11 protein-coding genes and 1 pseudogene are annotated in these 15,558 nt (G+C 42.9%); 7 read left to right on the top strand and 5 right to left on the bottom strand.

Going from position 1 to position 15,558, the window contains the following annotated elements:
* Positions 1–84: pseudogene (locus tag ACPUEY_RS10690) on the top strand (IS1 family transposase); the annotation flags it as partial.
* A 315-nt stretch (positions 85–399) separates the two neighbouring features.
* Here ACPUEY_RS10690 and ACPUEY_RS10685 read toward each other — a convergent pair.
* The 4 genes from ACPUEY_RS10685 to ACPUEY_RS10670 all read right to left on the bottom strand — a co-directional run bounded on the left by ACPUEY_RS10685 (position 400) and on the right by ACPUEY_RS10670 (position 5,021).
* Entirely contained in the window at positions 400–1,230 is an 831-nt protein-coding gene (locus tag ACPUEY_RS10685; protein ID WP_425122063.1) for an XAC2610-related protein, read from the bottom strand.
* A gap of 448 nt (positions 1,231–1,678) precedes the next feature.
* Positions 1,679–2,695, bottom strand: coding sequence for a ketol-acid reductoisomerase (gene ilvC / locus ACPUEY_RS10680; protein ID WP_425122062.1), 1,017 nt, complete (start codon positions 2,693–2,695; stop codon positions 1,679–1,681).
* Positions 2,696–2,805: 110 nt separating this feature from the next.
* On the bottom strand, positions 2,806–3,297 hold the full coding sequence (gene ilvN, locus ACPUEY_RS10675) for an acetolactate synthase small subunit (protein ID WP_086195356.1): 492 nt from the start codon (positions 3,295–3,297) through the stop codon (positions 2,806–2,808).
* Complete coding sequence (locus tag ACPUEY_RS10670; protein WP_131273943.1) at positions 3,294–5,021, bottom strand: acetolactate synthase 3 large subunit; 1,728 nt, start codon at positions 5,019–5,021, stop codon at positions 3,294–3,296. Before ACPUEY_RS10670 ends, ilvN begins: the two co-directional genes overlap by 4 nt.
* 782 nt (positions 5,022–5,803) lie before the next feature.
* On the opposite strand from ACPUEY_RS10670, the gene ACPUEY_RS10665 reads away from it, so the two are divergent.
* The 4 genes from ACPUEY_RS10665 (at position 5,804) to holA (ending at position 11,203) form a co-directional block, all read left to right on the top strand.
* Positions 5,804–6,130 carry a DUF4124 domain-containing protein gene (locus ACPUEY_RS10665; RefSeq protein ID WP_092819031.1) on the top strand — a complete coding sequence of 109 codons (327 nt, stop codon included), beginning with the start codon at positions 5,804–5,806 and terminating at the stop codon, positions 6,128–6,130.
* A gap of 689 nt (positions 6,131–6,819) precedes the next feature.
* On the top strand, positions 6,820–9,441 hold the full coding sequence (leuS, locus tag ACPUEY_RS10660; protein ID WP_425122061.1) for a leucine--tRNA ligase: 2,622 nt from the start codon (positions 6,820–6,822) through the stop codon (positions 9,439–9,441).
* Between the two features lie 209 nt (positions 9,442–9,650).
* A complete protein-coding gene (lptE, locus tag ACPUEY_RS10655) occupies positions 9,651–10,187 on the top strand; it encodes an LPS assembly lipoprotein LptE (protein WP_425122060.1) in 537 nt (178 codons plus the stop codon).
* 17 nt (positions 10,188–10,204) lie between these two features.
* Positions 10,205–11,203 carry a DNA polymerase III subunit delta gene (gene holA / locus ACPUEY_RS10650; protein WP_425122059.1) on the top strand — a complete coding sequence of 333 codons (999 nt, stop codon included), beginning with the start codon at positions 10,205–10,207 and terminating at the stop codon, positions 11,201–11,203.
* Here the strand turns inward: holA and ACPUEY_RS10645 are convergent.
* The gene (locus tag ACPUEY_RS10645; RefSeq protein WP_092819035.1) at positions 11,200–11,649 is read right to left on the bottom strand and encodes a bacteriohemerythrin; all 450 of its coding nucleotides are present in this window, start codon (positions 11,647–11,649) and stop codon (positions 11,200–11,202) included. The two genes, holA and ACPUEY_RS10645, sit on opposite strands and share 4 nt — an antisense overlap.
* Positions 11,650–12,229: 580 nt before the next feature.
* Between ACPUEY_RS10645 and ACPUEY_RS10640 the strand changes: the two genes are divergently transcribed.
* Positions 12,230–13,573: a MacA family efflux pump subunit gene (locus ACPUEY_RS10640; protein ID WP_425122058.1), complete on the top strand. Its 1,344-nt coding sequence runs from the start codon at positions 12,230–12,232 to the stop codon at positions 13,571–13,573.
* Between the two features lie 2 nt (positions 13,574–13,575).
* On the top strand, positions 13,576–15,558 hold the full coding sequence (locus tag ACPUEY_RS10635; RefSeq protein ID WP_425122057.1) for a MacB family efflux pump subunit: 1,983 nt from the start codon (positions 13,576–13,578) through the stop codon (positions 15,556–15,558).

Genomic DNA, 15,558 nt, shown 5'->3' with positions numbered 1-15,558 from the left:
AGTTGCAACTTTTCTAAAAAGCTCGAAAATCATTTTAAAGCCTTTGATTTGACTTTCTTTTACCTTAATAACGGATTTGTTTAACGCTAGCATACTTTTTGAAACACCACCGATTTTCTCGTAGGTAATCTTTCGCACTTACTTTAATACAATATGTAATATTTCATAATCATGAAGGTTTAAATCTACTTACTTCGTCAAGAAAAATAACTCATGTGATTTTTTTAAATATACAAATTTAATATTCATTCAATTAAAATCTCATGTTAATTAGCCAGGTATTAAATATAATGAATTTATATCTATTTTTTTAAATTTTAGTTATATAAATAACTACGTCATTTGACCAGATTTTTAGAAACCCACTACCATGAGTATAAAAAAATCACTCATTATTACTTATTGATTTTCCTCAACCCGATTTAACAAGCCATCTTTTACCTGATAAACCTGCCCATAACCAAAATCAACTTGTTGTTTTTCTCCCTGAATGGCAGGAAATCCAGCAATATTTTCTAATTGGGGAGAACGCTGGAATTGATGAGTTTTAGGATTATACATCCAGTAAATAAAGCGCTTATCTTCAATTTTCCGTTCATTTGACGTGTCTGAAAGCACGATGTCATAGTAGCCATCTAGATTAATATCCATATAACCAATACTTTTGGGATAAGCTGTAAATCCTGTCAGACTTTGAACGACTGTATTGGTGGTTTTATTCCACACATCCACTTGTTTTAAGGCTCTTCCATAAGGCTGTTGGGCATTTTCAAGACCATAAAATTTAAATATGAACAGCGGCTTTTCTACTGCTGTAAATGCAGGCCCAAACTGAATTGGAATACTTTCATTATTCTTTGCTGTAATTAAAACTGATGACATCTGTCCTGTATTGGCATTCAAGTTTCCATTTAACTGATATTGTTCAGATGTAGTTGCTTCCCCATTGACACTGACCGATTTAAGATTCAGCTGATCGCCCTTTTGCAAACCTTTAAAAGCAATCGTTTTTTGCGCATTCAAATCATGAAGTTTACCGTGTGGATTCCAGATCCCTGCATATAAATCCAGAAAATAGCGTCCATCGTCTGAGCGTAGCATTCGCTGCATAGACACCCGAACATTTGTGAAAGGTTTAAGATGGTCCGTCCTGGTTACAGGCACTATTTCTGCAAAACTTAAGCATGCAAAAGATAAAGTGGTAAGACATAGTAGGATTTGAGTTTTCATTGCTCAGCCACACTTAACAATAAATTATGTCTACTCTATCACACTTAAAATTACATCTAATCTATCTCCAACCGCTGTGTTTTGTTGCGAATTATTAATAGACTGATCTTCATAAAAAAACGAAAAATACTTTTTGCAATAAAAAACCCACTCAAATGAGTGGGTTTTCGCATTCAAATCAATTGATTCGAAAAATTAGTTTTTCTCTTTATCAACGATTTTGTTCGCTTGGATCCAAGGCACAAAAAGGGATGAAAGCACTGCTTTCATCCCTTTGAGGCACGAAGTTTTTAACCATTAAAAAGCCCCTGTTAAAAATAAGGGCTTTTTGACTTAGAAATTAGAACTTAGTTCTTTTCTTTGTCTACGATTTTGTTCGCTTGAATCCAAGGTACGAAAAAAATGGGAAAGCACTGCTTTCCCAATTTTTAAGGCACGTAACGCAACCTTAGTTCTTTTCTTTATCTACGATCTTGTTCGCTTGGATCCAAGGCATCATTGCACGCAACTTGTTACCAGTTACTTCGATACCGTGAGCCGCGTTTTGACGACGACGAGCAGTCATAGATGGGTAGTTCAATGCACCTTCCTGGATGAACATCTTCGCATATTCACCAGACTGGATACGTTTAAGTGCATTACGCATAGCTTCACGAGACTGTTCGTTGATCACTTCAACACCAGTTACGTATTCGCCATATTCAGCATTGTTCGATACTGAATAGTTCATGTCCGCGATACCGCCTTCAAACATCAAGTCAACGATCAATTTAAGCTCGTGCAAGCATTCGAAGTAAGCCATTTCAGGCGCATAACCCGCTTCAACAAGAGTTTCAAAGCCCATTTTAACCAGTTCAACAGCACCACCACAAAGAACTGCTTGCTCACCGAATAGGTCAGTTTCAGTTTCTTCACGGAATGAAGTTTCGATGATACCTGTACGGCCACCACCTACGCCTGAAGCGTAAGAAAGTGCTACGTTACGCGCGTTACCAGAAGCATCTTGGTGAATCGCGATTAAGTCAGGCACACCTGAACCACGCTGGAATTCAGAACGTACAGTGTGACCTGGCGCTTTAGGTGCAACCATGATTACGTCAAGGTCAGCACGTGGCACAACTTGGTTATAAAGAACAGAGAAACCGTGAGCAAATGCTAGAGTCGCGCCTTGCTTGATGTTTGGCTCAATCACGTCACGGTAAAGTTGAGATTGGAACTCGTCTGGAGTCAAAATCATGACCAAGTCAGCTTGAGCAACAGCAGCAGGAACTTCTGAAACTTTAAGACCAGCATTTTCAGCTTTTTTCCAAGAAGTCGAACCAGCACGTAAACCTACAGTTACGTCAACGCCAGAGTCTTTAAGGTTAAGCGCATGCGCGTGACCTTGTGAACCATAACCAATGATCGCTACTTTCTTAGATTGGATGATCGATAAGTCTGCGTCTTTATCGTAAAAAATTTGCATTGCTGTCTCCGCTTAAATGCTTATGTTTCCTTTTATCCAGGTCAATGATGTTATTGGTATTCATTGACCTGGATACTCATCTTAACAATGAGTAGAATGTGTTAAAAAAATTAGACTGTTAAAACTTTTTCGCCACGCGCGATGCCCGATACACCAGAACGCACCACTTCAAGAATGGTATTTTCTGCAAGTGCATCAATGAAACCGTCGAGCTTTTCAGTTGTACCGGCAATTTGAATGGTATAAGTCGTTGGTGTTACATCCACAATTTGCGCACGGAAAATGTCAGCGGTACGCTTGATTTCGGCACGTGCCGATCCAAGTGATTTCACTTTAATCAGCATCAGTTCGCGCTCGATATGTGCACCTTCAGACAAATCAACCACTTTCACCACTTCAACCAGTTTGTTCAACTGCTTGGTGATTTGTTCAATTTTATGGTCATCACCATACGTGGTCAGCGTCAAACGCGACATGGTCGGATCTTCAGTTGGCGCAACGTTCAAAGTCTCAATGTTATAACCACGTTGAGAAAACAATCCAACCAAACGTGAAAGTGCACCCGCTTCGTTTTCTACGAGAACAGAGATGATATGTCTCATTGAGTGCGCTCCCCTTTTCCTAACCACATATCTTGCATAGACTGACCGGCAACCAGCATTGGATATACATGCTCGCTACGGTCAACCATTACGTTAATAAATACGCATTTATCATTGATTGCCATGGCTTCTGCAAGCTTGGATTCAAGCTCATCGGCATGGTTAATCTGGATGCCAACATGACCATAAGCTTCCATCAACTTGGCAAAGTCAGGCAATGATTCAACATAAGAGCTTGAATGGCGACCTTCGTAGTTCATATCCTGCCACTGTTTCACCATACCCAAGGCACGGTTGTTGAGGCAAAGAATTTTCACATTTAAGCCATATTGCTTACATGTTGATAATTCCTGGATACACATCTGAATCGATGCTTCACCAGTAATACATACTACTTGCTGGTCCGGGAACGCGAGTTTTGCAGCCATGGCATAAGGCAGGCCTACACCCATGGTTCCCAAGCCACCTGAGTTAATCCATTGACGTGGACGCGTGTATTTGTAATACAACGCACCAAACATCTGATGCTGACCAACATCAGACGTAATAATGGCCTGGCTATTGGTGATTTTATCTAAAGCGGCAACGACTTGTTGTGGCTTCATAGAGCCATCAGTTGGTGCTACAACTTTTAAGCCGTGTGCTGCACGCCACTCATCAATCTGTTTCCACCATGCTGCAATATCTTCCGGATTCGGTTTTGAAACATTCATTTGTTTCAACTGTACCAGCATCTCCTGAAGTACCGGCTCAACCGCACCCACAATTGGAATGTGCGCCATGATGGTTTTAGAAATGGTTGCCGGGTCAATATCAATATGAATAACCTTGGCATTTGGACAGAACTTAGCCGGATTATTGGTCACACGGTCATCAAAACGTGCGCCTACACACAGGATCAAGTCCGCATTATGCATACTCATGTTGGCTTCATAGGTACCATGCATACCGAGCATCCCCAAAAATTGAGGATCGTTACCCGGGAATGCACCCAAGCCCATCAAGGTATTGGTTACCGGATAGCCCAACAAGTGCGCAAGTTCAGTCAATAATGCTGATGCATTACCCTGCACTACACCACCGCCCGTATAAATCACTGGACGTTTGGCACTGATCAATTCGTCAATTGCTTTACGAATCTGGCCTGAGTGACCACGATGCGGTGGCTGATAAGAGCGCATCTTCACTTTTTCAGGATATTCGTAAGCAAATTTTTCTGCAGGATTAGTCGCATCTTTAGGAATATCGACAACCACAGGACCTGGACGGCCTGAAGAAGCAATATAGAATGCCTTTTTAATAATCGCAGGAATTTCGCTGGCATGACGCACTTGGAAACTGTGTTTTACGATTGGACGAGAAATACCGACCATATCGGTTTCCTGGAACGCATCCTCACCGATTAAATGGCTTGCAACCTGACCAGACAAAATCACCATTGGGATTGAGTCCATATAAGCCGTTGCGATTGGCGTTACGGTATTTGTCGCGCCTGGACCTGATGTGACGAGTACCACACCAGTTTTACCTGTTACACGCGAATAAGCATCTGCCATATGACCGGCAGCCTGTTCATGACGTACAAGGTAATGATTGATTTTGTCTTGTTGAAAGAGCGCATCGTAAATATGCAATACTGCGCCGCCTGGATATCCAAAAACATGTTCAACGCCTTCGTCCGCCAATGCGCGAACAAGCATTTCACCACCAGATAAAAGTTCCAACGTGATTCACCCTAATCTTTTTTCACGCACAAATGGAGGGCATTTGTGGTGATTCATTCATTCACTGTGCGCTCTGTTATAGCACACAAATTTCATAGTTTTCATAGCAATAAGAAAAAAATCTGACCTGGTTGCCGTTTAAGCAATATGAGGTCTAAAACATGTTGGGATAAACATATTTTGTTGGCTTTGTTCAGCTTCTCGGCTAGAGAAGAAGTCCATTGCTAAAAGGCTCTTATTCGAAGGGTGATCGATCTAAGGCATATAAAACTAAAGCAGCATTTTTGTGGTTTCGAGTATTAAAGTCAAGTTTAAAAATTAGCTTTTTATAGCTTAATTTTAAATTATTCATTTTTTATTCATCTGTTTTGTCTTTCACTGTGCATGCAACCCTCACAAAAAAATATAATATTATTATTTTTCAATAAATTAAAAATATTTTCATAAAAAATAAATATAAAAATTATAATAAAATGGAATGAATATTTATTTTATCAAAAAATGTTTTTATTAATTTCATTCTATTTTTCATCCTCTGATTTTGTATCTTGATATATTTTTATATTCAGATTCACGCTACCGCACCTGCTCAGGGAGAATTCTTTCTGATTAAATGAAGATCAAAGAGTACAATTGCCTAACTACAGTTTATCTGCGTTTTGGGACAGTTTATCTTTTTTCTCTGCAAAACGATCAAGATCATATAAAATACTGAAGCAATCAGGAGCTCTATTTCTCCCCCACCCTATCCAACTGATTATGACAATAAGGACTTGATTATTATGGCATCATCTTTCATCAAAATTGGATTTATAGCGACTGGCTTAATCTTAAGTTTAAGTTCAACCACAAGCTTTGCCAAAGAATATTACAAATGGGTGGATGCCAAAGGGTCTACGCATTACACCACCACGCCCCCACCGAAATCGGCAAAGAAAAAAGGGAAAGTGGACACTTATGGCACGGCACGTTCTGCTAGTCTTGCATCTCAGGACAATAATAATGCCGCGAAAGAAGCCAAGGATACCGCTCAAGAAAACAAGCCTGTTAATCCAACAATTCCCGCAATTCCAGAAGGCAGCATTCCTGCAACACCTAAAGTTCAATAATATTATATTGTGAGCAAGAGTGATTACGCACCGGGTAATCACTCTTGGTAATCTAAAAAACTATAAAGATGAAAAGAGAAGCAACAAAGCCCATATAGTCACCTTAGAAAAATCGTGGCAAGTGTTTACCTTTATTCGCTATGGTAAATAAATGAATTTTTTCTTTTTATTTAGCTATCCAGTATTGAGCCTCATATTATTATCTCCCATCCAATCATGCTGAAGATATAAAGGAGTAGATACCAAGGATTCAACACATGCTAGCAACGCATCTCCGCTGAACAAGCATAGAGACCAGACTTATATCAACCTTTCAGCATAAAACTGAACAAGCTGAAAAATCAGCATTGTCCAGACGACATATAACAAAGATTGAATTAACAACAGCAAAACGAACTGCAATTAAAGTGAAAGTTAAGCAGCAACTTCAAGAAAATAAGAAAAATCCTGTATGCAAGCATGGTTGGTGCAGGCACAGACCAAGACCTCCGCTTATCATTAGAATTAGCTTATTTACAAAACAAAGAGAAACTCGCAAATTTAAAGGCATCCCTGCATTAAATGACATTTCCAAAAATTTCATTTCTAATGACCAGGAAGATAAAATCCTGATCTGGAAACTGACATTGCATAGCATTTTGCGCTATGCTGTGTGCTAAATTTTTTAACCGTTCTCTTGTATTACGTATATGACTACTCACATTGACTCAGAATACCAAGCCAGTGCGATTGAGCCTCAAGTCCAACAGGACTGGGAATCTCGCAAAGCCTTTAAAGTTGCCGACACTGTAGAAGGTCCACATCGTTATATCCTCTCGATGTTCCCTTACCCAAGTGGCAAACTGCATATGGGTCATGTGCGTAACTATACGATTGGTGACGTGATCAGCCGTTTCCACCGTTTAAAAGGTGAAACTGTGCTACAACCAATGGGTTGGGATGCCTTCGGTCTTCCTGCTGAAAACGCAGCGATTGCGCATCAGGTTGCGCCTGCAAAATGGACCTTTGAAAACATTGATTACATGCGTAATCAGTTGAAAAAGCTTGGGCTGTCTATTGATTGGGATCGTGAATTTGCTACCTGTACACCAGAATACTATCGCTGGGAACAATGGTTATTTGTTCAGCTTTATAAAAAAGGCCTGATCTACCGTAAACTTTCAACCGTAAACTGGGATCCAGTCGATCAAACCGTACTTGCCAATGAACAGGTTGAAAACGGTCGCGGCTGGCGTTCAGGTGCATTGGTCGAAAAACGCGATATTCCAATGTACTACTTCCGCATCACGGATTATGCGCAAGAATTATTGGACGACCTAGACACGCTTAAAGACGGTTGGCCACAACAAGTCTTGACCATGCAACGTAACTGGATTGGTCGCTCACAGGGTATGGAAATTACCTTCCCTTCAGCGAACCCTGACGTTTATGCAGACGGTTTAACGGTATTTACAACTCGTGCTGACACCTTAATGGGTGTGACCTATGTTGCCGTTGCAGCAGAACATCCAATGGCGCTGAAAGCTGCGGAAAATAACCCAGAACTTCAAGCATTCATTGAAGAATGCCGTATGGGTTCGGTGGCAGAAGCGGATCTTGCGACTGCTGAGAAAAAAGGCATGGCAACAGGTCTTTCTGTGAAGCACCCTGTAACAGGTGAAGAAGTTCCTGTTTGGATCGCAAACTATGTATTGATGTCTTACGGTTCAGGTGCGGTGATGGCGGTGCCTTCACACGATGAACGTGACTTCGAATTTGCCAACAAATATGGTCTGACTATCAAACAGGTGATTGATGCCAAAGGCGCAGACGATGCTGACTTTGACTCAACTCAATGGCAAGAATGGTACGGTTCAAAAGAAGGTAAACTGGTTAATTCAGGTGAATTTGATGGTTTAGACTTCCAGGGTGCATTTGATGCATTCCTTGCAAAACTTGAACCACAAGGTCTTGCCAATGTAAAAGTTCAATTCCGTTTACGTGACTGGGGTGTTTCTCGTCAGCGTTATTGGGGTTGTCCAATTCCAATGATCAACTGTGACACCTGTGGTCAAGTGCCAGTGCCTGAAGACCAACTTCCTGTTGTTCTTCCAACGGATGTCGTTCCAGATGGTTCAGGCAATCCATTGAACAAAATGCCTGAGTTCTATGAAACGAAATGTCCATGCTGTGGTGGCGACGCACGTCGTGAAACAGACACGCTAGATACCTTCGTAGAATCATCTTGGTACTATGCGCGTTATGCATCACCTGACTTTACTGATGGCATGGTGAAACCTGAAGCAGGTCAAACCTGGCTGCCTGTAAACCAGTACATCGGTGGCGTTGAACACGCGATTCTGCACTTGTTATACGCACGTTTCTTCCACAAATTGATGCGTGATGAAGGCGTAGTACAAGGTAACGAACCATTCACCAACCTTCTTACTCAAGGTATGGTGCTTGCAGATACCTATTACCGTGAAGCGGAATCTGGTAAGAAAGCATGGTTTAACCCTGCAGATATCGAACTTGAACGTGACGAAAAAGGTCGTATTCTTTCTGCCAAATACAAAGGTGATGGTCAAGAAGTCATTGTTGGCGGTCAGGAAAAAATGTCGAAATCGAAAAACAACGGTATCGACCCGCAAGCGATTATTGACCAGTACGGCGCAGACACTGCACGTGTCTTCATGATGTTCGCTGCTCCACCTGATCAATCTTTAGAGTGGTCTGATGCGGGTGTGGAAGGTGCAAACCGCTTCTTGAAACGTGTATGGCGTTTGGCGACAGGTTTCCTTGAACAAGGCAATGCTGCTGCAAACATCGACAAAGCGACACTTTCAACTGCTGCGCAAGACTTACGTCGTAAGACACACGAAACCATCCAAAAAGTGGGTGATGATATCGAACGTCGTCACGCCTTTAACACTGCTATTGCAGCGATGATGGAATTATTAAACGCAAACAATAAGTTTGAAGTGAAAGATGACAATGACGTTGCTGTTGCACGTGAGTCGATCACCACACTTCTGACATTGCTTGCCCCATTTGCACCGCACTTAAGCCAGACTTTATTGGCTCAGTTCGGTATTGAATTGACTCAAGCTCAATTCCCACAAGTGGATGAGTCTGCATTAACACGTAATACGCAAACCATCGTGGTTCAGGTAAATGGTAAGCTTCGTGGTAAGTTAGAAGTCTCTGTTGATGCATCTAAAGATGACATCTTGGCACAAGCCAAAGCATTGCCTGAAATTCAGCAATTCCTGACCGGTCCAACCAAGAAAGAAATTGTGGTGCCGAATAAGTTAGTGAACTTGGTGGTTTAATCTCCTTTAAGCCCCCCTTTACAAAGGGAGGTTTGGAGGGATTTCATAAAAGGAATCTCCCCTAACCCCTCTTTAAAAAAGAGGGGGACATAAGGATTTCACAATTCCCAAACAAAGCCCGTTGCCAGTCAACGGGCTTTGCACATACAATCACTACATATTTTTAGATCTTCCTTTTTTGCTTTGAAGAACAATACAGAGGACAACACATGCATTTGGGCAAACGTTTAGCAGCAATTGTTTTAACTTGTGGTCTAAGTGCAGGCTTAGTGGGCTGTGGCTTTCATTTAAAAGGCACCAATCCGGCGACGGCTCCTGTGGCTTACTCTAAAATGACATTGGCATTGCCGGATAATGCAGGACAATTGCATGAAAAACTTGCAATTTATTTGGGCGCAACAGGCATTCAGCTGAGCAATAGTCCCGATGCTTATGTGTTGCGTGTACTGGATTACACTCCACAGCGTCATGAATTAAATGGCAAACTGGTCGAAACCTTGCTGCGCTTAACCGTGACTTTCCGTATTGACGATGTGCAAGGTAATCCTGTAACTGAACCGCGTACCATCACCGCTTCACGCAGCTATCAATATGACGTGGCCACGGTCAACACGGATGACCAGGAACAGAAGTATCTTAATCAGGTGATTGTTGATGATGTGGCACAGCAAATTGTGCGTCAGATTTCATCCAACCGTTTACCCCAAGTCGTGACCAAACCAGCGGCTTCTACAACCCAACCTTAAATATAGAAAATCGCGCGATGAAACTTGACTATCCCCAAGCACTCAAACGTGTTGATGAAGCTCGCGGTGCCTGGATTATGTATGGTCAGGAACCCCTGCTCGAACAAAATTTACTCGATGCTTTCCGGCAGAGTTGGCAAAAGCAGGAAATTGAACGTCAGCGTTATGACATTGGCAATGTCAGTGACTGGAAAAATGTGTTTAATGCTTTAAATAGCCTGTCCTTATTTTCCACGCAACTGGCTGTTGAAGTGCATGGCAATATCAAGCCAGATGCCAACGGCATCAAGCAACTGAAAAGCTATATCCAGCACAATGAACAAAACCTGCTGCTGGTGGTAATGCCCAAACAGGACAGCAGCAGTCTGAAATCCAGTTTTTTCCAGGTGGTGGATGCCAATGGGGTCACTGTGCCGCTTACGGCCAATTATCCGCAAGACCGGCAGCGGATTTTAAGCATTGAGGCAGAAAAGCTGGGCATTAAACTGGCGAATGATGCCTGGGCCTGGCTGGAACAGCACCATGAACACAACTTGCTGGCAGCCAAAAACAGTTTAATGCGTGTCAGCGATACTTTTGCCGATGTGGAGATCATCCAGATTGAACATTTGTATTCATGTCTACAAGACCAGTCGCGCTATACTACATATGACTTAAATGATGCCCTGCTTGCAGGAAATCTGGCTCAGGCAATTAAAATTTTCCAGTATTTAATTGCTTCGGGTGAACCGATGAGCCTGATCTTGTGGAGCATCAGCAAAGAAATGCGCTTACTGATGCAACTGTTTGAACAGCCACAGAATGCCTTACAGCTGGGCATCTGGAAAAATAAAGTCAGCCAATATCAGCAGGCTTTAAGACGGCTCAATCCGAACTGTTTTCTTAGCTGGCCGTCACTTTTGTTGCGCATTGACGCTTCAATAAAAGGTTTAGGCAAAGAAAACCCTGAACATCTGGTTCTGCAAGCCATTAGCAGCATGTGCGGTCAAACCTTATTTTTATCGCCAAGCGTTTAACTAAAGAAACGTGCAAACCAGCCTTTGCCTTTTTTCTGTTCTTGTTTACGTAGATAGCTCAACATATTGTCTCGCACTGCATCGACATAGTCCTGATCATCATGCTGAATATGGTTGATCAGCCACTTGGACAGCAGACGATACAAGTCGTTTTCAATGGCTTCACCTTTTTCAAATTTCAGGCGGTAATCATTCAGACGCTTTACAAATAATTCATGGATGCCACGATGTGATGGTAAATATTGATAACTGACCTGCTCCAGCAAATTTTCTTCAAAGCTAAAATGCGACTGGGTGTAGTCAATTAAATCCTCCAAAACCTCTTTAATTTTATCGCGCTGCCCGGTGTTTTTTACCTGCTCCAAAGCATTAATGTAATCCAAGATCTGACGATGCTGATTATCAATCACATCAATCCCAATGTTATAAGTTTCATTCCATTCCATCATTCTACCCCTTACAAATTTTCATATTAAAGTTATGATCTTTTTCGCATAATCATGGGGATTAATGCTTTTATTATTAAACCCATAATTATTTTATGGATTTAATACTACAAACTTTTTTTATTTAAATCTAGAGATAAAACAAAGATTTTTAAAATTATGTCTACCAGTTGGAAACTCAGGGGGCGGAGAGAAAAAAGAAAACCACACCTCGATCATAAAAAATTATTTAAATAAAAATCATTAAATAAATCCATTATCATCAGGCTAAAATCAAATACATCTTGATAGCCCGGATCAGTGAAAAAAAGTTCTGTTTTCTCAGCAGTGTTTTGAAAAAACTCAATCATCAGGCTAAACATCATCTTTCAGAAAATTGATGGAATTAAAATTGAATAACATGTCTATCCTCTATTAAGTCATGCTAAAAAGTTTGTTAAAAATGACTTCATCCTCTGTCTAGAAAATTTTTCAAGACAACCTAAAAAGAAAATAATTCTCATTTGTTTTTAAAAAGTTCACGTTTTATCCTTATTTAGCTTTTATAATTGCTGCAATTTTCCTCATTTATCAGCTCACTATGCCAAAAATAAAACCGTCCAGAATAGTTGTCGCCATAGTCAGTATTCTTGCTATTGCAGTCACCGCCTGGTTCTTTTTAAAACCCAAAGAGCAAGCACCGCAATACATTAGCAGTGAAGTCACGCGTGGTGATATTGAAGACTCAGTTCTTGCAACCGGTGTGCTGGAAGCCACCAAAATGGTTAGCGTCGGTGCACAGGTTTCAGGTCAGGTGAAAAAGATGTATGTACAATTGGGAGACCAGGTGAAACAGGGTCAGCTGATTGCGCAAATTGATTCGATCCGTCAGGAAAATGATCTGAAAACGGCTGAAGCGAGTATTAAAAACCAGCAGGCTCAACTGGCAGTCAAGCAGGCAAACTTGGCGAAAGTCCAAGCTGAATATCAACGCCAGCAAGCCATGTATGCGCAAGATGCGACTTCGCGTGCAGAACTTGAGGCTGCATTGGCCAGCTATAAAACTGCACAGGCGGAAATTTTGGCGATTAATGCCCAAATTGAACAGTCCCGTTTAACCCTGGCAACAGCCAAAGAAGATTTGGGCTATACCCGGATTGTTGCGCCTATGGATGGCACCATTGTGGCCATTGTGACTGAAGAAGGCCAAACCGTAAATGCCAACCAAAGCGCACCGACCATTGTCAAACTGGCCAAGCTCGACAACATGACCATTAAAGCTGAAATTTCAGAAGCTGACGTGATGAAAGTCGAAGAAGGCCAAACCGTGTATTTCACTACCTTGGGCAATAGCGACAAAAAACATTATGCCAAACTACGCCAGGTAGAACCGGCACCGAATTCCATCAATACGGAAAGTAATAATTCATCCACTTCGTCTTCAAGCACGGCGGTGTATTACAACGCCCTGTTTGATGTCCCCAATGAAGATGGCAAACTGCGTATTGATATGACTGCGCAGGTTTATATTGTGCTGGCTGAAGCAAAAAATGTATTGACTGTCCCTGCAGCAGCCTTGCAAAGTTCAAACCGTCCGCAAGGCAAACGTGCTGATCGTAATGCAGACCAGGCAAAACAACAAAATCCGACTGATCATGATCAAGCGCAAACTGAGCGTCCAAAACGCTTGCAACTGTCTACCGAAGAAAAAGCACTGATTGAACAAGGTAAAGCCTCTATGTCGATGGTTCGCGTAATTCAGGCAGATGGTACAGCCAAACCGCAACCGGTCCTGGTCGGCTTGAACAATCGTGTCACTGCTCAAGTGATTAAGGGCTTAAAACAGGGTGACAAGGTGGTCATTGCCGATGCTTCGGATACCTCAAATGATGCTGCCAAACGCAGTAACCGTGTAGGTGGTGGTGCCGGTCCAGTGAGAATGTAATCATGAGCCAAGATCAACAGCCTTTGCTCAAGGTCACAGATCTGACCCGTGAATTCCCCGCCGGGGAAAGCACCATTCAGATTTTAAAGGGCATTAATCTGGAGATTTACCCGGGAGAACTGGTCGCGATTGTCGGGCAGTCCGGTTCGGGAAAATCCACCCTGATGAATATTTTGGGATGTCTGGATCAGCCAAGCTCAGGAAGCTATCAGGTCAAAGGGCGTGAAACACGTCAATTGGAAGCGGATGAACTGGCTCAACTGCGCCGTGAATATTTCGGCTTTATTTTCCAGCGCTATCACCTGTTGGGCGATTTAAGCGCGGCAGGTAATGTTGAAGTTCCGGCCATTTATGCAGGTGTCGATGCTTCCGCCCGTCAACAGCGCTCGACCCAGCTGCTTTCGGACCTGGGTTTGGCTGAAAAGACCCAGAACCGTCCCAGCCAGCTTTCCGGTGGCCAGCAGCAGCGTGTATCGATTGCCCGTGCTTTGATGAACGGCGGCGACGTGATTCTGGCCGATGAACCAACCGGTGCACTGGATAAAAACAGCGGCATTGAGGTGATGCGTATCTTGCGCGAGCTGAATGCCAAAGGCCATACCATCATCCTGGTTACCCACGATCATAACGTTGCCAAAAATGCCTCGCGTATTATTGAAATTAGTGATGGCAACATTATTTCAGATAAACCGAATGTGCCTGAAGTTGCCGCAGATGAGGTTTTAGAAAAACAGACCTTAGAACAAACCGCACAGAAAAAAACGCCTTCCTGGCGCTCTGCTGCGGACCGGCTAGGCGAAGCTTTCCGTATGGCGCTGCTGGCCATGAACGCCCACCGCATGCGGACCTTCCTGACCATGCTCGGGATTATTATCGGGATTGCCTCGGTGGTGTCTGTAGTGGCTTTAGGTAACGGTTCACAGAAACAGATTCTGGAAAATATCAGCAGCCTCGGAACCAATACCATTACCGTCTATCAAGGCCGTGGCTTTGGCGACAATTCCAAAACAGCCCAGGTCAAAACACTGGTTCCTGCCGATGCGGATGCCCTGGCAGAACAGCCCTATGTTGATGGGGTCAGTCCATCGGTCACCAGCAACATCACCGCACGTTTTAAGGATACCGAAGCATCTGCAACGGTGAATGGCGTCAGTGAAGACTTCTTCTATGTTCGAGGGATGAACTTTGCTTCAGGACAGCCTTTTGACAAAGAAGGCGTGACTGAACGTGCCCAAGACGTGGTGATTGATGACAATACCAAAAAGACATTTTTTAGTGATGGTACCAACCCTGTCGGTCAGGTCATTCTGTTGGGCAGTGTTCCCAGTCGTATTATTGGGGTAGTTGAAGCACAAAAATCGATGATGGGTAATTCAGACAGCCTGAATGTTTACCTACCCTACTCTACGGTGATGAGCCGCATGTTAGGCCAGGCGAATGTACGCAGCATCATTGTCCGGGTCAAAGACGAATACCCAAGTGCGGCAGCTGAAAATGCCATTTTAAATTTATTGGTACAACGCCACGGCACACAAGATGTGTTTACCCAGAATGCAGACAGTATTCGTGAAACCATTCAGCAAACCACGCAAACCATGACCCTGTTAGTCTCTGCGATTGCGGTGATTTCCCTGATTGTCGGCGGTATTGGGGTGATGAACATCATGCTGGTCTCTGTGACTGAACGTACTCAGGAAATTGGCGTGCGTATGGCCGTCGGTGCCCGGCAAAGTGACATCTTGCAGCAGTTCCTGATTGAGGCGGTACTGGTCTGTATTTTAGGCGGGATCCTGGGGGTGCTTCTATCTTTAGGCATTGGCCAGCTGATTAGCCATTTTGCCAGTGGTACCTTCCAGATGGCCTATTCAACCACTTCGATTATTGCAGCCTTTGTCTGCTCAAGCATGATCGGGATTATCTTCGGCTTTATCCCTGCCCGTAATGCAGCACAGCTTAACCCTGTGGATGCACTTTCTCGCGAATAA

It is taken from the genome of Acinetobacter sp. G11 (assembly GCF_049808495.1).
GTDB lineage: Bacteria > Pseudomonadota > Gammaproteobacteria > Pseudomonadales > Moraxellaceae > Acinetobacter > Acinetobacter kookii.
The sequence above is the reverse complement of the archived record's forward strand: the minus strand, read 5'-3'. Positions and strand labels throughout refer to the sequence as shown.